Source organism: Persicobacter psychrovividus, from assembly GCF_036492425.1.
In the GTDB taxonomy this organism is placed as follows: domain Bacteria; phylum Bacteroidota; class Bacteroidia; order Cytophagales; family Cyclobacteriaceae; genus Persicobacter; species Persicobacter psychrovividus.
The window spans coordinates 36,698-59,812 of sequence record NZ_AP025293.1; the positions used below are offsets into that span (position 1 = coordinate 36,698).

At 42.4% G+C, this 23,115-nt stretch carries 22 protein-coding genes and 1 riboswitch; of the genes, 11 read left to right on the plus strand and 11 right to left on the minus strand.

The features are described 5' to 3' along the window. Positions 1-31: 31 nt before the first annotated feature. On the minus strand, positions 32-1,141 hold the full coding sequence (locus AABK40_RS13980) for an NTP transferase domain-containing protein (RefSeq protein ID WP_338398332.1): 1,110 nt from the start codon (positions 1,139-1,141) through the stop codon (positions 32-34). Then, on the minus strand, positions 1,122-1,604 hold the full coding sequence (gene moaC / locus AABK40_RS13985; RefSeq protein WP_332921486.1) for a cyclic pyranopterin monophosphate synthase MoaC: 483 nt from the start codon (positions 1,602-1,604) through the stop codon (positions 1,122-1,124). The genes AABK40_RS13980 and moaC overlap by 20 nt, the downstream gene beginning before the upstream one ends. A gap of 99 nt (positions 1,605-1,703) precedes the next feature. On the opposite strand from moaC, the gene AABK40_RS13990 reads away from it, so the two are divergent. Then, positions 1,704-2,897, plus strand: coding sequence for a molybdopterin molybdotransferase MoeA (locus tag AABK40_RS13990; protein WP_338398333.1), 1,194 nt, complete (start codon positions 1,704-1,706; stop codon positions 2,895-2,897). A gap of 67 nt (positions 2,898-2,964) precedes the next feature. Here the strand turns inward: AABK40_RS13990 and AABK40_RS13995 are convergent, their stop codons facing one another. Then, positions 2,965-3,405 (minus strand): hypothetical protein, encoded by a 441-nt coding sequence (locus tag AABK40_RS13995; RefSeq protein ID WP_332921488.1) that lies wholly within the window; start codon positions 3,403-3,405, stop codon positions 2,965-2,967. A 325-nt stretch (positions 3,406-3,730) separates the two neighbouring features. Here AABK40_RS13995 and AABK40_RS14000 point away from each other — a divergent pair, with 325 nt between their 5' ends. The 9 genes from AABK40_RS14000 to AABK40_RS14040 all read left to right on the plus strand — a co-directional run bounded on the left by AABK40_RS14000 (position 3,731) and on the right by AABK40_RS14040 (position 14,661). Next, the gene (locus AABK40_RS14000; RefSeq protein WP_338398334.1) at positions 3,731-6,208 is read left to right on the plus strand and encodes a DUF5916 domain-containing protein; all 2,478 of its coding nucleotides are present in this window, start codon (positions 3,731-3,733) and stop codon (positions 6,206-6,208) included. Between the two features lie 36 nt (positions 6,209-6,244). Next, positions 6,245-6,982 carry a molybdate ABC transporter substrate-binding protein gene (gene modA, locus AABK40_RS14005; protein WP_332921490.1) on the plus strand — a complete coding sequence of 246 codons (738 nt, stop codon included), beginning with the start codon at positions 6,245-6,247 and terminating at the stop codon, positions 6,980-6,982. Between the two features lie 8 nt (positions 6,983-6,990). Next, positions 6,991-7,668 (plus strand): molybdate ABC transporter permease subunit, encoded by a 678-nt coding sequence (gene modB / locus AABK40_RS14010; RefSeq protein ID WP_338398335.1) that lies wholly within the window; start codon positions 6,991-6,993, stop codon positions 7,666-7,668. A 4-nt stretch (positions 7,669-7,672) separates the two neighbouring features. Then, a complete protein-coding gene (locus tag AABK40_RS14015) occupies positions 7,673-8,485 on the plus strand; it encodes an ATP-binding cassette domain-containing protein (protein ID WP_338398336.1) in 813 nt (270 codons plus the stop codon). 203 nt (positions 8,486-8,688) lie between these two features. After that, positions 8,689-9,762, plus strand: coding sequence for an MBL fold metallo-hydrolase (locus AABK40_RS14020; protein ID WP_338398337.1), 1,074 nt, complete (start codon positions 8,689-8,691; stop codon positions 9,760-9,762). A 92-nt stretch (positions 9,763-9,854) separates the two neighbouring features. Beyond that, positions 9,855-10,541, plus strand: a complete 687-nt coding sequence (locus AABK40_RS14025) for a hypothetical protein (RefSeq protein ID WP_332921494.1) — start codon at positions 9,855-9,857, stop codon at positions 10,539-10,541. Between the two features lie 148 nt (positions 10,542-10,689). After that, the gene (locus AABK40_RS14030; RefSeq protein WP_338398338.1) at positions 10,690-11,865 is read left to right on the plus strand and encodes a DUF4465 domain-containing protein; all 1,176 of its coding nucleotides are present in this window, start codon (positions 10,690-10,692) and stop codon (positions 11,863-11,865) included. A 156-nt stretch (positions 11,866-12,021) separates the two neighbouring features. Beyond that, on the plus strand, positions 12,022-12,381 hold the full coding sequence (locus AABK40_RS14035; RefSeq protein ID WP_332921496.1) for a peptidase associated/transthyretin-like domain-containing protein: 360 nt from the start codon (positions 12,022-12,024) through the stop codon (positions 12,379-12,381). Between the two features lie 312 nt (positions 12,382-12,693). Continuing rightward, on the plus strand, positions 12,694-14,661 hold the full coding sequence (locus AABK40_RS14040; protein ID WP_338398339.1) for an LruC domain-containing protein: 1,968 nt from the start codon (positions 12,694-12,696) through the stop codon (positions 14,659-14,661). Positions 14,662-14,809: 148 nt separating this feature from the next. On the opposite strand, the gene AABK40_RS14045 is transcribed toward AABK40_RS14040, so the two are convergent. The 7 genes from AABK40_RS14045 to AABK40_RS14075 all read right to left on the minus strand — a co-directional run bounded on the left by AABK40_RS14045 (position 14,810) and on the right by AABK40_RS14075 (position 20,726). After that, positions 14,810-15,553, minus strand: a complete 744-nt coding sequence (locus tag AABK40_RS14045) for a carbonic anhydrase (protein WP_332921498.1) — start codon at positions 15,551-15,553, stop codon at positions 14,810-14,812. A 111-nt stretch (positions 15,554-15,664) separates the two neighbouring features. Further along, complete coding sequence (locus AABK40_RS14050; RefSeq protein WP_332921499.1) at positions 15,665-15,898, minus strand: hypothetical protein; 234 nt, start codon at positions 15,896-15,898, stop codon at positions 15,665-15,667. Positions 15,899-15,915: 17 nt separating this feature from the next. After that, a complete protein-coding gene (locus AABK40_RS14055) occupies positions 15,916-16,140 on the minus strand; it encodes a hypothetical protein (protein WP_338398340.1) in 225 nt (74 codons plus the stop codon). 53 nt (positions 16,141-16,193) lie between these two features. After that, positions 16,194-16,287, minus strand: a riboswitch (SAM-I-IV-variant riboswitch). 111 nt (positions 16,288-16,398) lie between these two features. After that, on the minus strand, positions 16,399-18,018 hold the full coding sequence (locus tag AABK40_RS14060) for an ABC-F family ATP-binding cassette domain-containing protein (RefSeq protein ID WP_332921501.1): 1,620 nt from the start codon (positions 18,016-18,018) through the stop codon (positions 16,399-16,401). Positions 18,019-18,094: 76 nt separating this feature from the next. Continuing rightward, entirely contained in the window at positions 18,095-18,586 is a 492-nt protein-coding gene (locus tag AABK40_RS14065) for a DUF2062 domain-containing protein (protein ID WP_332921502.1), read from the minus strand. A 106-nt stretch (positions 18,587-18,692) separates the two neighbouring features. Further along, complete coding sequence (locus AABK40_RS14070; protein WP_332921503.1) at positions 18,693-19,544, minus strand: AraC family transcriptional regulator; 852 nt, start codon at positions 19,542-19,544, stop codon at positions 18,693-18,695. A 330-nt stretch (positions 19,545-19,874) separates the two neighbouring features. After that, positions 19,875-20,726, minus strand: coding sequence for an AraC family transcriptional regulator (locus AABK40_RS14075; protein WP_338398341.1), 852 nt, complete (start codon positions 20,724-20,726; stop codon positions 19,875-19,877). A 661-nt stretch (positions 20,727-21,387) separates the two neighbouring features. Between AABK40_RS14075 and AABK40_RS14080 the strand changes: the two genes are divergently transcribed. Continuing rightward, the gene (locus AABK40_RS14080; RefSeq protein WP_332921505.1) at positions 21,388-21,630 is read left to right on the plus strand and encodes a hypothetical protein; all 243 of its coding nucleotides are present in this window, start codon (positions 21,388-21,390) and stop codon (positions 21,628-21,630) included. Between the two features lie 35 nt (positions 21,631-21,665). Here the strand turns inward: AABK40_RS14080 and AABK40_RS14085 are convergent, their stop codons facing one another. After that, positions 21,666-23,093 carry a glycoside hydrolase family 125 protein gene (locus AABK40_RS14085; protein ID WP_338398342.1) on the minus strand — a complete coding sequence of 476 codons (1,428 nt, stop codon included), beginning with the start codon at positions 23,091-23,093 and terminating at the stop codon, positions 21,666-21,668. Positions 23,094-23,115 lie beyond the last annotated feature (22 nt).

Genomic DNA, 23,115 nt, shown 5'->3' on the forward strand with positions numbered 1-23,115 from the left:
TACCACAGCCGATTTGACTGTGGTATTTTTTTTAGGGCTGCATTTTTTTGATGACGGCCTCTTTTTCTTCTGGTGTATTGATATTTTCCAAGGCTTCCGCTGTCAGTGGGCTGATCACTTTACAGGGTTCATTTATCAGAACTTTGCGTGGGCAGGAGTAGCCCAGACTCAGGTATTGCAGCATAATTGGGTAGGCGCGTGGCTCCCAGATGGTAATCAGTGGTTCAGGGAATTTTTTGTCGGGAACCTGAAAACAGGTCGCCAGTATACTGCTGTCGCGCTGGTCAATGAGCTGATGCAAAGTTTGCGACGATAATAGGGGTAAATCTACGGCAATAACCAGCCAGGCAGCATCAGGATCGTGCTGAAAAGCGGACAAAATACCACCGATTGGGCCAAGCCCGAGATATTTGTCTACAATCAAAGGGTGCTCCTCGAACTGTGCTGACTGCTGTTCATTACAGGAAATGAAAACCTCCTGACAATAAGGGGCGAGCAAATCCACGGCAATTTTCCATTGCGGCTCCTGCTGATAAACCAACTGACTTTTATCCTCACCCATGCGTTGGCTTTTTCCGCCCACCAATAACAAGCCATTAACTTTTGGCTGTTTGGTTAAGCTCCAGGCCTTCAGGAAAGTGGTGATTTCTTCCTTTTGTGCCTCTTGAAAAACAGGGGTGTTTTCGGAAATAACTTCCTGAATTTCCGTCGGCATGGTGGCGCCCTCACGGACAATGACCATCAAAGGGGCGTTGATTTTTTTGGCATGCTTGGCGACATTTTTTTTAGGGTCGATAAAGACGATCTGTTCCGCCCCTTCAAAATGGTTACCATTAATGATCAATCGGTCACAAGGCTGAAACTTGATTTTCAGGCCAAAGTCTGAAGGAAAACCAGCGGTCTCCTCTTCAAAATAAGTTTGCTGATGACTGACCACCTGATGAAAAGGATGCGACAAGGGCGACGGGTGGTGATCCATGTCAAGAAAACCGACCTTTAGTGGCGCCCACAGCGTGGCCATTTCTGTCGCCCAGGCCTTGATAATATCACAGGGTGCTCCCATCAGGGCGATTTCGTGGCGATGGTAATTGCCCATTTGTGGTCGGGTGATTTTTGCGTGTTTAGACCAAGTTGATGTCATTTTTACCTCCTGATTTTTGGATAAGTTTTGTTTCTTTAATGATGATTTCGTGGCTCAGTGCTTTGCACATATCATAAACGGTTAAGGCCGCAGTGGTGGCACCGTGAAGCGCTTCCATCTCAACACCCGTTTTTCCCGTGGTTTTTACACGGCAATAAATTTTGATTTCAGGGGCTTGCAGCTCTACCCATATTTTTGCGCCATCAAGGGGTAAAGGGTGACATAGCGGGATGAGTTCTGCCGTTTTTTTTACCGCCATATGTGCCGCGATAATGGCTGTTTGAATGACAGGCCCTTTTTTAGTCATTAATTCTTCTCCTCTAATGGCCGACCAAACACTGTCGGGCAAAAGGACGGTGGAGGTTGCAGTAGCGACGCGCTGGGTGATTTTTTTGTCTCCGACATCCACCATATGTGGTTGGCCGTGATCATCGATATGGGTAAAATCAGTAGATTTTGCCATTATAAAATTATTGGTTTGGAGTTTTAGTATAGGTACCGATGTAGTCAGATATTTTATATATCTTCGGCTTCCTCAATTCTTTAATTAAACAATATAGCAATGATCTCGGTGAGTGAAGCAGAAAAGCTGATTTTTCAGATAAAATTAACGCTAAAGACTGAATTAGTACCATTATCAGATGCCATAGGACGTGTGCTGGCAGAAGATGTTTCCGCAGACCGCCCATTCCCCCCTTTTGACCGTGTGGCGATGGATGGCATTACGGTGGGTGAGGGCTCATTTCAGGAAGGAGATCGTTTTGAGGTGAAAGGAATTCAGGCCGCTGGTGCGCCGACAACCGAACTTACGGCTCAGGCGATGGAAGTCATGACGGGGGCGATTTTGCCCGTAGGAGGCGGTTCGGTCATTCCTTATGAGCATTTGAGCTGGGAGGAAACAGAAGGCTGCCATGTGGCAATCTTGCAGCAGCCCTGCAAAGCGGGGCAAAATATTCACCGAAAGGGTAGCGATCGGCCCAAAGGAGATTTGTTAATCGCTGCGGGCAGGAAAATTTCATCCCCTGAAATTGCGACCCTGGCGACGGTGGGAAAAGCTGAGGTGCGGGTGCAAGCGCGGCCAAAAGTGGCGATCGTCAGTACAGGTGATGAACTTGTGGAGGTTGCAGCGATGCCATTGCCGCATCAGATCAGGAAGTCGAACAGTCCCATGCTGGTGGCACGACTTGCCGAACTGGGCATTGAGGCGCAGGCCTACCATTTGAATGATGATCGGGAATTGCTGAAAGATGGGCTTGAGAAGCTGATGCAACAATACGAAGTGCTGTTATTTACCGGAGGGGTGTCGATGGGGAAATTCGATTTTGTGCCCGAGGTATTGGATGCCGTTGGCGTTCGGAAGTCCTTTCATAAAGTGAAACAGCGCCCGGGAAAACCGTTTTGGTTTGGGGCATGGGATTCGGGGGTGGTTTTTGCGCTGCCAGGCAACCCTGTTTCCAGCTTTTTCTGTTTTGAACGATATTTTATCCCCTGGTTTTATCAGCAACAAGGTCGTGATTTTAGACCGCTTCGGGTACGCCTAAGCTCGGAGGTGGTTTTCAAGCCAGCACTTACCCGTTTTTTAGAGGTTTCAGTTCGACAGAACGCGGAAGGGATTTTCGAGGCTGCCCCACGTAAAGGAGGAGGCTCTGGAGATTTGGCGAAGCTCAATGAGGTAGACGGATTTATCGAACTCCCTGCAGCGGAGACGACTTTCCATGAAGGTACTTTTTTCGATTTTTATGGCTTCAGGCAATAGCCTCAAATAAAGGAGTGGAGGATGATAAAAAAAAGTCTGCCAGGAGGTTGGCAGACTTTTGCATTCATCAATTATAGGCTCTGATATTTTCAGTATTATTCATTTGTTGTTCTATATTGTAGCGTTCTTTTTCATCCGTTTTTTGTAAATATTGCGGAACGGTAAGGATCAGTTCGGTAAGCTTTGCGGCAACACTTTCTACGCCGTGGAAGGTCAGCCCGTCGTTTGTTTTCAGGTGTGGGGTGTCTTGTGTAAACGCCAAATCCACATGGTAGCAACGCGCTGTCAGATATTCATATAGTTCCGAAATCATCGGGGCAGGGATTTGCAACTCATTTTCATGGCGCCCCCTCGACCTTAATTCCCAATCGTTGGCGTATCCTTTCAATACCCCGTTTTGGTAAAACTGTTCTTTCCAAGTTTCCACATAGGCATACTGGCATTCCTGCACTTTAAATATGCCTTTATCATAAAGTTTCATCGCCGTGTTTAATGGGATAACAGTCATAAGTATTATCGTTTGTTTATGTTATTATAGGACGGGAAGTGCCGCCTAATAGATCAATAGATGTGATTTAAAAGCAGAGGTTGGCAATGAACAATACCCTCATACAAGCCTCAAGATCAATATATGTTATGATCTTTCAGTGAAATATTGGATAAGTGAAAAATTCTTGAGGTTGTCAGATTGTGCTAATTTTTATCATTTTTGGCTAAAAAAGGGAATTGGATGATCGGAATGCGATATTTACTCACAGAAAATCCTAAATTTGAGTACATATTTTATCAACCGAACCCAATTAAAACCTTTTAGTTTGCCAATTTCGATGATTTTGAGGAATGTTCTTGTCGCCGTTTTTTTGTTATGTTTCAGTGTGCTCACCACTTTTGGACAGTCTAAGTCTAAGCCAAAAGATCGGCTGCGAACCGATGCCGCACGAATAAGTGAGGCGCCTAAAGTGGATGGTGATCTCCAGGACGCCGTTTGGCAGCAGGTGGCTGGTTTTGATGGGCACTTTGTACAATCGTCACCAAAAAATGGGGCGGTTTCGGCATTTAAGACGGAGGTAAAAATTGCCTATGACGATCGGGGTATATATGTATCTGCATTGATGAAGGACCCACAACCTGACAGTATTTTTCAGGAAATGGGCATCAGGGATACAGGCTACAACAATTCGGATATTTTTTCCATCGCCTTTGATACCTATAATAATCAGCAAAATGCCTTTGTTTTTATGGTGTCAGCTGCGGGTACACAGAGTGATTACTTTGAAACCGTTGACAATCAGGACTTCAACTGGAATGCCGTCTGGAAGTCAGAAGTCAGTATTAATAAATGGGGCTGGCAGGTAGAAATGTTTATTCCCTATATGGCTTTGCGGTTTCCGAAAGCGGAGGTGCAGACCTGGGGACTGAATATCCATCGGGTGGTTAAGCGTAAAAACGAATTTTCCTATTGGAACTATGTAGACCCCAATACGCAGGGCTTTGTGACCCAATTCGGGGAACTGGAAGGGCTGAAGGACTTGAAGCCTCCATTGCGTTTGGCCATTTCTCCTTATTTATCCTCCTACTATAATATTGATGGGGCCGCTGATGTGGCTGAATTCAGAACGACCGCAGGACTGGATTTGAAATGGGGGATTAATCAGGCATTTACACTTGATATGACCCTGATTCCCGATTTTGGGCAAGTACGCGCCGATAATCAGATACTGAACTTGTCGGCTTTTGAAGTCCGTTTCGAGGAGAACAGACCTTTTTTTACTGAAGGGACAGAGCTCTTCAATCGCGGAGATATGTTTTATTCCCGACGGGTGGGAACCTCTTTTGGGTCGGTGGAAATGGAAGAAAGCGAGGAGCTGGTGAGCAGGAGCTTTGAGGCACCTCTTTTGAATGCCTCAAAGGTGAGTGGCCGTCTGGATAATGGCCTCGGGATTGGTGTTTTTAATGCCATTACGGATGCCAACAGGGCATTGGTAAAAGACACCCTGACGGATAAAACACGGGAAGTTTTAGTGGATCCACTGACGAATTTTAATGCGATTGTGCTTGAGCAAAATCTGAAGAACAATTCCAATGTGGCTTTCATGAATACCAACGTACACAGGGGGCGCGGTGGTGAAATGGCCAATGTCAGTCGGTTGGACTGGCGACTGTTCAACAAAACGAACACTTACGCTTTTCGGGGTAGTGCGGCCTACAGCCATATTAATGAAGGGGGAAATGAAGGTGAAAAGCCCAACAAAACAGGCCATAATATTCAGCTGAATGGTGGAAAAGTCAGTGGGAAATATCAGTATGTTACCTGGGCAAGTGTGGTGTCCGAGAATTACGACCCGAATGATATGGGTTTTCTACGGCGGAACAACCTTCTGGAGCAGGGGGTAGAATTTACGATCAGTGAACAAACACCCTTCAGTATTTACAATAATATGGAGTGGAATATTGGCTATGAGCAACGTTTCCTGGTCGAGCCTTTTGAGTTTACCAATTTGGGATTCTTTACGAATATCAATGCGCAGTTTAAGAACTTCATGTTTGCCAACGCCTGGTTTTCAAGTAATCCTATTGAGAATTATGATTATTACGACCCTCGGTCAGATTTTGAATATTTTTTCACCCGTCTACCCAATTTCGATGGAGGCTTATATTTTGCTTCCGATGGCCGAAAGCGCTTTCAGTTGCAGCTTTCGCAGTGGTTTTGGGCTTGTCCGCAGCGGGATCAGTTTGATAATGGTTTTAATATCAGTCCCCGTTTTAGAATTAACAAGCGCGCAACCGTATCGATGGCTTCGAGCTTTGGGATAATGAGGAAAGAGAAGGGCTTTGTGGACCATGACCGACATGAAAATGGCGACATCAATCAGGTGATTTATGGTAATCGCAATCGGTTTGAGTGGGATAATTCGATGTTTGCAAATTACTCGATCAGCAATAAAATGGGGGTTAATTTGCGTCTGCGCCACTATTGGAGTAATGTGGTGTATGATGAACTGTATGCTTTAGGAAAAGACGGGGAATTATACGATACCGATTTCCCTTTGTATGATGAAGAAGGAAATGAAAAATACCTAACGAATTTTAATGCATTTAACGTCGAATTAACCTACAGCTGGGAGTTTGCCTCTTCAAGTTTTCTTACTTTTGTGTGGAAGAATCAGGTCTATGCTGAAGATGGGCAGAAAAACCTGAGCTACGGGGAAAACCTCCGAAACACGCTTGCTTCAGATCAGTTGAACTCTTTGTCTCTTCGCCTAATTTATTTTCTGGATATTCAGCAGGTAAAAGACCACTTCCTGATGTAGTGGAAGTGCTGCATATCTTTCTCTTTACTTTCGACCATGCGAATAATCTACTTGTGCTTACTGACCTTATTATTCTCCTGTCAGCAGGAAAAACCCCTGACCATGCGCATCGCCGTGGCGGGAAATATGAAAAAGCCCCTCGAGGAGCTCATTGCACAGTACCCCTACGATCACTCGCATATCACTTTTACCTCGGGTTCTTCAGGTAAATTGTATCAGCAAATTGCCCATGGTGCGCCCTTTGATTTGTTTATTTCTGCGGATGACCGATATACTAAAATGTTGGCAGACGCGGGCATGGTTGAGGGGAACAGGCTGGTTTATGCCTATGGTCATTTGGCGGTGTGGTCCAAGCAGCACAAAAAAATCGACGAGCTGAAAAAGGATGTTGAAAATGGTGCTCGGGTCGTTATTCCCAACCCACGGCTGGCACCCTATGGTTTGCTGGCCAAAACCGCTTTACTCGAAATAGACCCCTCGCTGATGAGTGAAGCTATTCTCGCAGAAGGCGTCATGCAAACCAACCATTTTATTGCAAGTGGTAATCTGGATTGGGCGCTGACGGCCAACTCCGCAGAGGCGCTGTTTGACAAAGGTTACGGCTATTGGCACCCACTTCCTGCAAAATGGACGGAGCTGAAATTGGCACAAGAAGCGGTGGTGATTAAAAGAAAGCAGGCAGATGTGCAGCTGCAGCAGGCAAAACAGTTCCTCGACTACCTTAATTCGAAGCCTTCCAAAGATCTGCTTGCCAAATACGGTTATTCCTTTTAATTTCAAGAATGATAAATTTTAGTGTGGACTGGTTGCCCATTCTGTTGAGTTTTAAGCTGGCCCTGTTAACCACCATTTTACTTTTAGTGTTGGGCTTGCCCTTGTGTTATTTTATGGCACATTCCCGCCATATTGGGGTAAGAATACTCGAGGTGCTTTGCTTGCTGCCGCTCGTTTTCCCCCCAACGGTGCTTGGGTTTTATTTGCTGATGATATTCAGCCCTAATTTTGCATTTGGCCATTTCCTGAAATCCCATTTTAATTTTCAGCTTGCCTTTAGTTTCGGCGGGCTTCTTTTTGCCTCCGTACTGTATAATTTGCCCTTTGTGGTTCAGCCCCTATTGGCGGGCTTTCGCAGTTTGCCCAAAAACTTGCAAGCCGCCTCCTTCCTGATGGGGAAAGGACATGCCGAAACGCTTTTCAGGGTCATGCTGCCCAATATGAAGAGGACTTTGTGGGCGGCTATTGTTTTGATCTTTGTGCATACCCTTGGCGAGTTTGGCGTGGTTTTGATGATTGGCGGCAATATTTCTGGAGAAACCAAGGTGGTCTCGATTGCTATTTATGAAGCGGTGGAAATGATGGACTATCATACCGCAAATACCTATGCCCTTATCATGATCGCCTTCGCCCTTACCGCTTTACTGACTTTGCGTGGGATCAGTATTTTTCGATATAAATCTTAACAAGATGATCAGTTTTGATATTCAGCACCATTTTAAAAAATCTGGCTTTTCAATAGCTGCCCAAGGGAAGTGGCCACAGGGGAAGCGAATTGCACTTTACGGTCCTTCAGGAACGGGTAAAACAAGCCTGATTTTGATTATGACAGGACTGATGAAAGCACAGCACGGGTACCTGAAAGTGAAAGATCAGCTTTGGTTTGACTGTGCTAAAAACAACCACCTGAAACCCCAAAAGCGGAAAGTTGGGATGGTATTTCAGGATTTGGCACTCTTCCCCAACATGACGGTAGCCGAACAGTTAGCCTTTGCGAGGCAGGATAGTTCCAAAAGTTACACCGTCGGTCAGATGATGGCACTTTGTCAGCTTTCGGGCATGGAAAAGATGCTTCCTGAACAGCTTTCGGGCGGGCAAAAACAGCGCTTAGCATTGGCTCGGGCATTAATTAACGCACCTGAGATTTTATTGCTCGATGAACCTTTTAATGGGCTCGATCAGGGGGTGAAACAACAGCTTTATCGAGACCTGAAGCCACTTTTTCAACAAATAGGCTGTACGGTTGTCATGGTCTCGCATGATGCGGAGGAAATTGCCAATTTATGCGAATGGGTTTACCCGATGAAGGCTGGAAAAGGGGAGGAATTAGTGGCTGTAGACGAATTTTTTCAGCCCTCAGAAAACAGGGGGATTTTTTTGGGGTTGGATGCTGATGATCCTGTTTATGCTAAAGTGATGGTGGGCGGAAAGGTTTTGCGGATTAAACGGGAAGCGATCATCGAAAAGGTTACTATTGGTGAAGACGTCCGATGGCAGTGGTAACATTTGTTGGGATGGCATCATCAGTCCAAATGGCCATTTCCTTGGTTATACGTGCCCATAATCAGTCAAACATTTAAAAAGAAGCCTGAAACCTTTCGACTGAAATTTGATCGATAATTCTGAAGTTAATTTTCAGCAGATTTTTGTATTATTTCCTTGATGCTTTCGTAGTTAAGAGAGGAACATACAAAAACGAAAGCTTAATGGGAAAACGTAAACCGATTTTATGGACAATCTTGGGACTTGCTGGCTCAGCATTTTTAGCAGACCGACTGTTTAGAGGTTCTACTTTTAAAGGGCACAGTGATAATTTAGAGGGGGGAGAATTTAAAAATACGGGTGGAGGCAAGAACTCTATATCCCGCACGGTTGGCAAAATAATGCTCAACTTTGATAAATGGGAGTTATGGCCTAAAGCGTATGAGAAACCTTTGGCAAAGATTCAGCCTTCCTACTTTGATGAGGAAAATCAAGTCAAAGTTTATTTTATCGGTCATGCCACTTGCCTGATTCAGTGGAATGGTCTGAATATTCTCACCGACCCGATGTTTTCCCGATCGGCTGGGCCTTTGGGGAAAATGGGCCCTGCACGTAAAGCTCCTCCTGGGGTAAATATTCAGGGGCTGCCACCTATCGATATGGTTCTGCTTTCACATAATCATTATGATCACTTCGACATGGACTCGCTGGAGTATATCGGAGCAAGTCAGCATAAATCACCTATCGTCATCACTGGGCTGGGAAATGCGAAGCTGGTAAAACGGACGGGTTTGCATCCTGCTGTGGAGCTCGACTGGGGCGAATCAATTACCTATAAAGGCTGGCAGGTGTATTTCGAGGAATGTAAGCACAGTTCAGGGCGGGCATTCTCGGATCAGAATAAAAGCCTGTGGGGCAGTTTTGTGATTGAGAACCCCAAAGGACAAAAAGTATATTTCGGTGGCGATTCTGCCTATGGTGGCCATTACCGAAGAATTCACCGCAAGCATGGACCAATGGATTTATCCTTTTTGCCTATCGGTGCTTATCGCCCGAAGGAGGCTTTTGGTGATATTCATATGAACCCTGAGGAGGCCATTAATGCACACAAAGATCTCCACTCCAAAGAGACCATCGCTATTCATCATGGAACTTTTCAATTGACGCTCGAGGGGCGATTCGATCCTATTAAGGAATTGATGGAAGCAATGGAGAAGGAATCGGAGCCCATAAGCCCATTCTATTCGCTGAAAAATGGCGCCTCTAAATTGATTGATTTGGAGAAAAAAGACGTTTAAAATCATTTATATCGATACGAATTTACATTATTTCTACTTTTAGGTATAGTTATGGAGGTTGGATAGTTGATATTTTTATTAAACAATCTACCATGAAAAAACTCCTAATTGTAGGGATGATGTGTCTTGTCGGACAACTTCATGCCCAAGCATTGCTGAGTCCTATGCAAGACAATGCGCTGATGTTCCTAAAATCAGCAAAAGTGACCACAATGGATCATCAAGAAGTGGATGGTCTGAATTTCAAATCTTGTTCTTCAAGTAACGGTCGTCTGAAGTCTTTCACCCTGAAAAAAGAGGATGGAAGCAAGCAAAAATTCAAAGCGGAACAAGTAGAGAAAGTAGTGGTTGAACCGAAAGGTCAGGCCAAATTGATCATGTCTTCGGAAAATGCTTCTTTAGTTTCGACCCTCAAAAAAGACTATTCAGGGATTGCCAACACTAAGTATATCACTTTTGAGCGTGTTGAGTATAAAAAGGGCAAATTCGCTTTACTGCAACTTTTAGATCCACAGATCGATGAGCATGTAAAAGTTTACCTTGATCCTAATGCCAAGAAAACAACCAATTTTGGCGGAATTGTAGGGGGAGACTACAAAGAGTTTTTCGCGAAAAAAGGAGACATGACCATCTACCTGAAGAAGAGCAAATACAAAAAACAATGGCGTGAGCTTTTTGGGGATAATGCGAAATTCTGTCAGATGATGGAAGACGGCACTTTATCGCCAAAAATTAAAGACTTGGCTTATCACATTGCTGTTTACAATGAGACCATTTAAAGTCGTAAATAATTAGTCGTTTTAGAGCAAGGTACTTTTGGGTGCCTTGTTTTTTTTTGTCGGTAGTTATCGGGATGATTTTCGAAATGTTATTCTGGCTGAATTCCTCAACCTTTGTGTTTTACTTATTTATACTTCGAAATTTACAATGAGACAAACAACCTTGATTTTAATCGTTTGTATGCTCGCTTTTGTCGGATGCAAAAAGGCGGAAGAGCAACGGCCACTGAATTTTTTTACCGTTAATTTTGATACGCAGGGCGGTCATGAAATCGCTCCCCAAAAGGTGCAGGAAGGTCAATATTTATCGGTGCCAGATTTGCCTGAGAAGGATGGCTATAGCTTTGTGGCCTGGAAACTTGGCGATACGCAATATAATTTCGGTATTCCCGTTACCTCTTCCATCACCTTAACGGCTCAATGGTCTCGGAATCCCTATTTCACGGTTCATTTCGATACTGATGGCGGAAATGAAGTGAAAGCCGTGGAGGTTGATGAATCGGATTTTTTAACTGCCCCAACTCCACCACAGAAAGAACAGGCTGTTTTTGATGGCTGGTATGTTGATGGCAAGCCATTTGATTTTTCAGCAGCTATTCAAAAAGACATCACTTTAAAAGCCCGATGGATCAATAAACTAAATTTGCATGCTGAGGTACTTTCCGCCCCCAATACTTTTTGGTGGGGAAAAGGAGGGAATTATTATGATACTTTTGATGCTATGAAATGCTTCGATCAGCTTACCATAGACCACCTTCTGACGATCAGCAACCTTAATTTTAAGGACATGATGACGATCGTGGGGTTTGGTTTGTCGAATTATGATGCCTCAACGGTAGATGAATCAAAGTACCCCTCTAATCAGCTGGCTATTCAATACACGGCTTATCCTGCAAAAGTGGCGGCAGGCGAACAGTATTTGGTGATGTACAAAGCGCCAAAATCTTTCGGGCCCACCTGGAATACCGACAGTTTGAGTTTTACGCATGAAGTACAATTAAAATCCATTGCCATCACCAATAATGCTTATGCTTATTTAAGTATGCTGAAAGGAGATGCGATGGGTAAAAAATTCGGTCCTGATGATTGGTTTAAAGTGACCATTGAAGGGTACAATGCAAAAGGCGAAAAAGTGGGTGAAGTCGAGGCTGCTTTGGCGGAACATGGTCATATCGTCGACGATTGGAAAGCGGTGGATTTATCAGCTTTGGGTAAAGTTAAGAAACTGACATTTAACCTGGCATCCTCGGATCCTGCCGCTCGCCCTCCTGGGGATTTTAACACCCCATTTTACATTTGCCTGAAAGATATACTTTATTACTAAGCATCAGCTATTGAAAGGGTACTGATACACAAGAAGCATATTCACTATAAACCCGCTCAGCTTCCCATCAAAAACGGGGGAGTGAGGGGTAAGGTGCATTTAATTGGCTACTCCATCTGGGTAGCCATTTTTTTTGCTGCACAAATCGTTATTTTAATGATGGAGCAAAATAAGGAACAGTTAATAATATCGGGGCAAGTCGTTGATGAAAATGGCACAGGCGTACCAGGGGTCAGTGTGGTCTTTCCTGAAGAGCGCCTTTTTCTTTCCACTGATGTAAAAGGCCATTTTTTTACGGTGGCTCAAGCCCGAAAATCTCGCTTGAATGTGAAAGTGATCGCACAGGGCTATTATCTATATGAAGGTACACAGCGTTCGAAGCGGGGTCAGCTCAACTTCGAGAAAATTATTATCAGGGAAAGCAAGCCTGGGGAATATGCCCCATTCTGTGCTAAAAAACGCCCCTCATGGTGGCTCAGGCTTGTTCGCATGATCAATAAAGCTTTAATAGGGTGAAATTAATTTAGATTATTTCATCCTATTTTTATATTCATTGATCTGATTTTTAATTTTTTTTTGGTGTGTAAAATGCGTGAGTTTTTGTCGTTTTTTTGAATTTATTCCTTCTCTTTTGTTATTCTATACGCTCCTTTTTTCCCCTTTTACTGACCATCAAACCATTCGAAGGTTCAATGAGTGGTTTAAGGTTTATATTAGGAATGTATGTTTTTACTACTGATATGTTGGATTCAAAATATCACTATAGGAACTTTTGGTTTTACTATCGTTATAAATACCAAACGAAATGAACATCAAAATTTTCTAATAATGTTTAACAAACTTACCTTACTTTCCATCTTTCTATTTGGATATCTATTTACTGCTTGTAATCAAGAGCCAGGCAATCCAGTTGCTCCGAATGTAGATACAAGCTTCGAATCTATTAATGTCCCTGAAGGGTTTGATTTTAAAACTTCACACAGTGTTGGTGTGGTGCTTTCAGATGAAGATGCGACAGATCAGGCGTTTTACGAAATGTCTTATTACGATGGCAACCAACAGGAATATGTAATTGGCCGTGTATTTATGCCAATAGGCAAAACAGAATATACTTATAAGCTCAATTTGCCAACTTACGTTAAAGAATTGAAAGTAACGAAAGTACGTGGATCACAGCAAATTCAGGAAATGGTCGATGTAAGCCCAAACACAGTGGTTACATTTTCAGGAGAAAAGAATCGGATCCTGAGTTGTAAATCGGTGCTTTACGGTGTGAACAGTTCTCAGAATTTTTTCACGATCGATCAATCTTCAGATGAATTTACATCTACCATGGTAGAGGAAGTAATGGAACATGGTGGCTCTATCGCCTGTGCAGTTGATAAAAACAACAAGCGTGTTTATGTGAGCTTCGGTCGTGCACTAAAATATTATGACCTGAATACAGAATCGTGGGTTGATGTTGCTGAGAATAACCCTTTCAATGGCGGATATCCTCGTATGGAATACAACAATGCCACAGATGAGTTATGGATTGCTAAAAATGAAGAAATGTATATCCTTGATCCAGCTGATGGTTCACAGAAAGACAAATACAAAATTAGTGGATTGGAATCCCCTGTAGGTGGTGGTGATATCGCGATCAGTCTTAGTGGTGATGTATATATGTGTTGTTTCTCTGGTCTTTATAAAGTATCAAATATTGACACAGGCAGTAAAGTGGTTTCTGTAACGCGTATCAGTGCTGAAGCATTACCATTCAGTCCAACCTCCCTGGCAATTGACCAAGATGACCGTTTGTTTATGGGTACTAATGAGGCCAACAGTAGATTGATTGAGATGGACAAAGAAACAGGTTCTTATCAGGTTCAGGCAACTTATCCACATAAAATTAATGACCTTTCTGCCTTCCCTTGTACAATTGATGAGTGTGATCAAACAGATACTGATGGTGACGGATGTATTGATTGTATTGACGAAGATCCTCTTGATCCTTCAACTTGTGGAACGATTTCAAGTCCAAGTAAATTCGGTTACGGTACCATCGCTTACGAGGATTTGTGGCCATCAACAGGTGATTATGACTTCAATGACTTGGTTGTAAACTACAGATTCAAGATTTCTGTGAATGGAGATAACATGGCGACAAAAATGACCATCTTCCTGAAGCAAAAAGCACGTTCAGCTAACTATGACAACGGATTCGGTATTCAAATGCCAATCGGTTTACGCCAGGGGAATATCGATCGTATTCGAGGAAATATCAATACAGGATTGGTGACCAACAACTTTAATGGTTCTGAAGCAGGACACGGCAGTCGAGTAGTGATTATTGCTTATGATAAATCGACGGAGATGAGTAGCTTCGGACTTTGTCTTGAGGAGCACGATATCAAGCCAATCACGATTACCATCGACTTCAAAGAGCCAATTGATGTATATGCACTTGGTTTGGATAATTTCCCTTACAATCCATTTTTGATCCAGAAAGGAAACAGAGGTCATGAGATTCACTTGTTCAACCAAGAGCCAACAGCATTGAACGATGATAGCTTATTGGGAGCATCAGTAGATGAGTCGGATGCCGCTGAAGGCATTTATTACCAAACAAGAAGAAAGCACCCATGGGCATTGAATATTATTCATGACTTCCGTGTAGTGAATGAAGGCGTAGCGATTACCGCAGCTTATAACAACTTCAAAGCTTGGGCGGAGTCAGGTGGAACAACCAACACCGACTGGTATAAAGATAACGAAGGGTACAGAAATACTTCAGTGATTTGTACTGATAGATAATTTTGAGTAGATAGATTAATGTGAAAAAGGAGCTGGTTTCAGCTCCTTTTTTTTATCATTTTACAAAATGCCCTCCAAAGGCCGTAACCCTAAATATGCAGTAGGGTGGTGGTGCAGGAAATCAGTTTGAGGGGGGGGGCAGCATCAATTATATACCTTCGACAAATCGGTCGTTGATTTTTTGAATATGGCGGGCATTGTTCCCTTCAAGAAGGTTGATTTTTTCGATCTGCAATTCAGAGGCCTCCTGTATATTTTGCATCACAAACCACTTGACCGTTTCTGAATACGGAGGAGTCGTCAGGGAACCATCATAACAATAGTAGTGCTCACTTTCTTTGATCACCTCCTCAGCATTCACAAAATCACTCCATATTTCCTGTTGCCCTTCATTACTTGGAATTTGTGTAATGAATTTTTTCAGAAATTGATTTTCCATACCTTCTTTGAACAGTATGCCTACCACTAAATAGGTGGTGTCATTGTTGATTGCCGTATGGACAAAATGAGCTTCCATCGGGTAGGTAACGCCATCAATGAGGTGCTCGGAAGGTGTATGGAAATGAAATTGCCTTAACCGGAACAGCTGTTCGTCATACTCAAGCACTGAACCAGAATCGTAATCCAAGCGAATCGTGTGACCTGTGTTCACAATTTTTTCATGTGATTTTTTATAGTTCACATGCCATTGATGCCCCTTAGTCGTTCCAATAGAAGCGGTTTTTATGTTGATCGGAGACTGCTGCGCTCCTGAAGCTTCCTCAGCAAGATAGGTGCAATCAGGCTTATCATGTGGTGGTGTATTTTCTTTTGATGTCCCTAAATGATCCAATACTAAAACGGTACTCAATACGCCACAAATCAGCCACGGAAGCAAACTTTTCATCTTCATAATTAAACTTGTTGATGTTTATACAAATGTATTTCACCAGCGGAGATCAATTCATGACTTTAATCAATTACTAATATGAATATTGATGATTGTTGTGGTTATCGATATTTTTTATCTGAATCTGTTATTTAAATTAAGGAATGGAAAAGCCTGTTGGTCGGTCAGGATCCCCAAATCGGTCAATTTTTGATTGAGAACGGCCACTTTCATTCGTTCTGAAGGAATTTTATCCAACGGCAAACACGAGGGTTTGCGGACAGTTGCAAAGAAGGCCTGCTGTAAACTTTCCTGATTGAGTTCTTTTACTTTCTCCAGTTTTTGAACGATAATATTTTTGTTGCTCATTGCGCTAATTTCAGTGGTTAAAAATTCAGTGTTTGATCGTGGTCATGCCATTGAGGGCTGATCTGTGGTGCTCCACTGCGTTTAATGAGTTCGGTAACAAGCAACTGTTGCTGCTTTTGCTGTTCTTTTTTACAGTGCCAGTTTTCGGCATCCTGTGCGCGGTAGTGCTCAAAAATTTGCTGATCAGTACAGCTGTTCAGAAAAGCTTGGTATTTCTGCTGAAATGGATTTTGAATAGACATTGTGCAACCAATTTAGTAAAATAGAAAATTAGATTGCACCAGAAAATTTGCGTGGGCGAGATTTATTTTGTCTGTCGCGACCGCATTCGGAACCACCGTGGCCTCAACGGCTCGGTTGGTATTCTCATGGAATTCCTGATGCATTACAAAGGTAGGGGGGAATGATTTACTTTTCCAAATGTTCAACAAAAAAAATAGCATAAAAAAAACCGTAAGCTTAAAGGCTTACGGTTTATAATTGTATTTTATGTAGGAGGCTTATTTGCCCGCATACATTTTTTCTTTACGTTCTTTTACCACTTCATCAGAAAGGTAACTGTCGAAATCGGTATGCTTATCAATCATTCCGTTAGGGGTGATTTCGATAATTCGGTTGGCTACCGTGGATACAAACTGATGATCATGAGATGCAAACACAACTGTTCCTGCGTAATCTTTCAGGCCGTTGTTAAAAGCGGTGATCGATTCCAGGTCAAGGTGCGATGTCGGCTCATCAAGGATCAACAGGTTAGGCTGTTGAAGCATGATTTTTGAGAGCATACAACGTACTTTTTCCCCTCCAGACAATACGCGGGCAGACTTCATGATTTCTTCACCAGAGAACAACATACGTCCCAGGAAGCCACGAATGAAGGTTTCATCCTCTGAAGTAGTGTACTGCTGTAGCCACTCCAAAAGGTTATCGTCAGTATCGAAGAAAGAAGAATTTTCATTTGGCAAATAACCTTTATTAACGGTTACCCCCCAATTAACCTCCCCGGTGGTAGGTGCCAATTCTCCATTGATAATTTCAAAGAATTTCGTTACGGCCAGGCTGTTGCGGGAAACAAGCGCAATTTTATCTCCTTTTGCCAAGGTGAAATTCAAATCACTGAATAGTTTCTTACCATCAATTTCATAGCTCAAATTGGCTACTTCAAGAATTTGATTACCCACTTCACGCTCTTGGCTAAAGATAATACCAGGATAACGGCGGCTTGAAGGCTCGATGTCCTCCAAATTTAATTTTTCCAATAATTTCTTACGGGAAGTCGCCTGCTTGGATTTTGCGGCATTGGCAGAGAATCGCTCCACAAAGGTCTGCAATTCCTTGCGTTTGTCTTCCATTTTCTTGTTTTGGTCTGCTCTTTGGCGTGCGGCCAACTGGCTTGACTCGTACCAGAAAGAGTAGTTACCTGTATGAATCTTGATTTTCGCGAAATCAATATCCACCATATGCGTACATACAGTATCGAGGAAGTGACGGTCGTGAGAAACAACGATGACAATATTGTTGAATTCCAAAAGGAAATCTTCCAGCCACGAGATGGTTTCTACATCCAAGTCGTTGGTCGGTTCATCCATAATCAGGATGTCAGGATTTCCAAAAAGTGCCTGAGCAAGCAATACCCGTACTTTTTCAGAACCTGAAAGTTCGGACATCAGCTTGTAGTGCAGATCTTCTTTTACACGAAGGCCACTAAGAAGGGCTGCAGCATCACTTTCGGCATTCCAACCGTCCATCTCAGCAAATTCCGCTTCCAATTCTGAAGCACGGATGCCGTCTTCTTCAGTGAAATCTTCCTTTGCGTAAAGGATTTCTTTTTCTTTGATGTTTTTGTAAAGGACATCGTAGCCCATTAAAACGGTTTCCATAACCGGAAACTCATCAAAAGCAAAGTGATCCTGTTTCAAAGCTGTCATCCTTGTCGTCGGACTCATCGATACATTTCCCGAGTTAGGATCAATCTCTCCTGACAAGATCTTGATGAAAGTAGATTTACCTGCGCCGTTTGCGCCGATCACCCCATAACAGTTCCCCTCAGTAAATTTGAGGTTCACATCTTCGAAAAGTGTTCTTTTGCCGAATCGAAGGGATAGGTTTGAAACTGTAAGCATTGATTATATTTTAATTTTAAATAATTCGCAAATTTGCGCTTAAATTTCACAAGGTCAAAATATATACCTTGCTAATTTATTTTTGTATAGAGGATGTGGGTTTTTTAAATATCACGCGCTGTGCTCCGAGTAAAATGACAAGTATTGCACCAAAGAATATACCACTCAAAATAGCGACAGGGATGGCACCGATCAGATACGCCAAAAATGAGGACTGAGCGGTTGCAATGCTGATTTCTGTAAAATTTTTGAAGGGCATGGGTTGCCCCTGAAAGAAGAAACCGACCTTCAGTGCGTAATAAATTAGGACCGGAAGCAGCGGGGTGAAATTGATGTAAGAACCCAAAACCACCAGGGGCGAGTTCAACTTAAATACCCTTGAACTTCCCAAGGCAATGACGGTCTGAAAACCCCATAAAGGCAATACACCAATGATGACTCCCAACGCCACCGCAAGTCCTTTTTTCCATAAAGGCTCATTTGGCGCGAGCAGGATTTCCTTCAAATCCAGGGATTTAATTTTCAGCCATTGCTTGGCCCACCAACTATGTTTGCTTGTTTTGTTCATGCGCAGGATTGACTTGCAAAAGGGCAAATATAGTGTTTTCTAAATTACTTGAGCAAAAAAAACGGTCGATGAGTGATCGGCCGTTTTTCTGTCTGTTGCGTTAAGTTCAGTCGGTATTCTGCTTTCTGAATTCCAAAGGTGTAATCCCCATTTCTTTTTTGAAGAAATAGTTAAAGTAAGCAGGTGATTCAAACTCCAATTCGTAAGAAATGCTCTTTACATCCATGTCTGTGAACTTCAGTAAACGTTGCGCATTGATCAGAATCATTTGATTGATAAAATGCTTCACATTTTTACCTGTTGCCTTTTTGATGGCGATATTCAGGTAGTTTGGTGTGATGTTCAGTTTATCAGCATAAAATGACACACGACGCTGTTTCTTGCTGTGCAAGAAGAATAGTGAGAAGAACCTGTTGGTGATGGATTGGTGAATTGAAGGGATTTCAGGCATCCTTTTAATTGCACGCTCCAGGATGACAAATACCTCCATGATATACAAGTTGACCATCACCTCGCTATATGGGCGGGCAAGTTCGGTTTCTCTTGTAACTTTCGTGAAAAGGTTAATGATCGCATCCGTTTCCTCGATGGACAAGCAGATTTTTTGTGTCTGCATGCCTGCACTCATGATGAATACATTGCTGAGTTCCTGCCATGCGTTCATCAGCAAGTCATTGCTAATATCGATGATGGCAATTTTCCCACCTTCAATATCCACGTTTCTGATTACCTGACCTGGGCCAAATAGGAAAAGATCATTGCCTTCGACATTTTGTGTTTCGAAATCAATGCCAATTGATCCGCTTCCTTCCATTACAAGTAAAATCCCAAAGTCATCAAAATGCTTGATGGGCGTTTTTTTCTGGATTAACGGATCCGTATCTAAAAATGCGATAGAAACTTTTTCTGAGTTTCCTGCGGATTCTACTAATTCATCAACTGATAATTGACTGATCATATAAGTAGGTTTTTAATATTTGCGATCTATTTCATCATCGAAAAACAACTGTCAAAAAAAATTGACTTTCTTCAAAAGTGTATTTTGATGCTTTGTTGCTATTATGGCAAAGATCGTTCTACAAATACTGCCTACATTTAGAAAATGCTTCAAAACATATAAAAAGCGATAAAATAATAAAATAAAGGCATCATTTAATTGGTTTTGTGCAATTAAAATATCCTTAAAAGGTATTAATTTTTATAAATCGACAATTTTGGCCTCCTTGTCGCGGGCTTTTATGGCTGTGTTGTGCCAATTTTTATGTCGACTATTTTATAGTAGGTTTTATTATTTGTTTTTTTTTCGGTAATCCAAAGGTGTAATTCCTGTTTCCTTTTTGAAGAAGTAATTAAAATAGGCAGGGGAATCGAAATCGAGTTCGAAAGCGATTTGCTTGGCATCCATGGTGGTGAATTTCAGTAATCTTTTGGCGTCAGTAAGGATCATCTCGTTAATAAAATGCTTCACATTCTGACCTGTGGCCTTTTTCACGGCAATGTTGAGGTAGTTGGGAGTGATATTAAGCTGATCGGCATAAAAGGCGACTTTACGCTCATGGCTGTTATTAAGATAAAACAGCGAAAAGAATTTTGCGGTAATGGTTTTAAGCTGATCGGCAGGAAGGGGATTTCTGCGCATTGCTTCTTCAATGGTGATGAGCGCTTCAACAACCAGGCAATTGAACAGGACACTCTTAAAATGAAAATCCTCGTTCGCTTTGTTGATGAGCTTTTCGGTGATGATCCGCAGCGTATCACTTTCTTCTTCATTCAGGCTGATATGAGAGTTGGTATGATCGGGGTTCAATACATATACACCATCGAGTCGGCGCCAGACATCCATAATCACATGGTTCTGAATATTGATGATCCCGACTTTTCCGTTGGGGATGTTAATGTCTTGAATCACCTGCCCAGGCCCTGCAATGATCAGGTCGTTTTTCTTGATTTGATAGTGGTCAAAATCAAGTTGTAAAGATCCTTCACCTTCAATGACGTGGAATATTCCAAAGTTCACAAACCTTCCAATAAACTTTTCGGCTTCATCGTTGATGGTTTGTGTGAGAATAATTGCACTGTAAACATCTTCAAACTCTACGGTATCCTGAGTTTTGAAATTGTAAGGTATCTTTTTGATCATTGCTATTAAATTTATGCTTGAGTGTACGTAGGTATATAACTAATTATATAGGAGGAGGTTGTTGCTTGTTACTTTTATGTTACTTAACGGGTGCTTGAAATTGTTTTTGATGTATTTTTATGAGGTTTACCGTCTATAAGTTAAGGTTAAATTAACAAATTATCTAATGTAATTTTACTATTTGTTTGAATTGTACCAAAATGAATAAATCACAACAATCGGGCTTAATTTTTAAGTCCTTCGAGGGTTGCGATTAGGATGATTGCTTGATTTTAAGCGAGCGAAGCTATTATATTTATCAATTAAAATGTTGTTCTCCTCGCTTGGTTCCCATTATCGTGATTATTTTATTCCTTATCACCACTGAAATTCGAATTTATATATCATAAGCATGATAGCGGGAATGATTTGACCGTTCAGTTTTCAGCAGGCTTTTTTTGTGGCCTATTTCCTGAAAAATAATGGTGGAGCCTTAACGATTGGTTTGAGGGAGTGTAGTTTGTATAATTCTGATAAGTTATTTTTTGGTGTGGTGTGTTTATTTCGGTGATTGTGATTTTATTTTTTATCAATATAATATTATGATTATATCGTAAAATCTAACCGACAGCCTAATAACCCCTGTTTTAGTTCTTTCGTATGGATAATCAAACAGAAGTTTATGAAGTTAAGTAGTTCGTTTAAAGAGGGAAGGGCGTTGCCAAATTCAGATTGTGCCCATTGTCAGCATTACGATAAGGCAAAGATGTCTTGCGCGGCCTTTCAGGGTGCAATTCCAGCGGCGATACTTATGGGCCATAAACGGCATCGTGCCGTTTTGCCCGCTCAGGTTAAAAGTTGGACCTTTACGCCGTTCTTAAATACTGAAAAGTGGATTGATCATTTCTCACCGATCAACCAATAAAAAAGCCAGCATCGTTAAATGCTGGCTTTTTTTAATTAGCAGGATACCAAATGTGGTTTCTGCTGATACAGGTCCCAAATGAGTTCGCCAAAGAGGGTATTGGCCCAGGCAAACCAGCTTCGTGAGAATTTGGTCGGGTCATCTTTGTCGAAACTTTCATGCATAAAGCCTGTTCCTGCATGGGTTTTCTTCAGCATATCAATACAGAACTTGATCTCTTCGTCGCTGGTAGAAGTCATCGCCCGCATGACGATGGCCATCGGCCAGATATTATCTTTCCCCACATGAGGGCCTGTGATTCCTTCTCCTGCTTTACCTTTGGCAAAATAGGGGTTCATATCGCTCAAAAGGAACTTTCGGGTATTTAAATACAAAGGGTCGGTCTTTTCAATAGCGCCTAAATAAGGTAGGGAAAGGCAGCTTGGAATGTTGCCGTCATCTTCGAGCAACTGATTCACAAAACCATCCACTTCAAAAGGAATCACGGTTCCGATGCCCTTAACCTCCGCGCGCGCATATACTTTAAGTGCCTGATCCACTTCGTTGGCCAAATCCATACAGGCTTTTGCCAATTGCTGATCCATGTTCATGGCCTTGAGCATTTCAGCAACATGGCGCAACTCTTCAACAGCAAAATAATTGGAAGGAATCAGGAACGGAAATACCGTGGCATCGTCAGAAGGTCGGAACATTGAGCAAATCAATCCAACAGGTTTTGTCGGTGCCCCAGCGCCCCAAAGCGGCAGGGTATCTTCCTGCTTGTTTGTTTTACGCATAAAACTATAGGGTCCGTTTCCATCTTTGCGTTGTTGTTCCTTAAAAGTCTGAACAATCGCCTTGATACTTTGCTCCCAGTTGGCATCGAAAGGAGTGGTGTCACCCGTCGTTTTCCAATAACCATGCGCAAGGCGCATAGCATAACAGAGGGAGTCGATCTCCCATTTACGCTCATGCAATTCAGGCTTCATGTCGGTCATGTCCGATGCCCAGTGGCTGACGGTTTTGTCATCTTTGTTAAAGGCGTTGGCGTACGGATCAATCAGGATGCATTTGGTCTGTCTGTTGATCAGGCCATGGATCATGGTTTTTAGTTTTTTGTCTTCCTGACAAAAAGGGAGATATGGCCAAACCTGTGCCGTAGAATCCCTGAGCCACATGGCATTGATATCACCCGTAATGATGAAAGTATCTGGCTTGCCATCAATTATGGAATGATCAACGGTGGTGTCGAGGGTGTTTGGAAAACAGTTTTCGAACATCCACGCTAATTCAGGATCGGAACAGTCATTTTTAAAAGCAGCAACGGCTTTATCAATGGCCTTACTGGTAAAATGTCTTTTTGATTTCTCAGGTCGGTGACTGGTAAATGGCGATACATCCTTTGCGGCAAACGCCATATTAGGTGCCATCGTCAATGCTCCTAATCCCAGGCCTGCATTGCGAATAAATTTTCTTCTATTCATAAAAAATAACAATTGCTAAAAA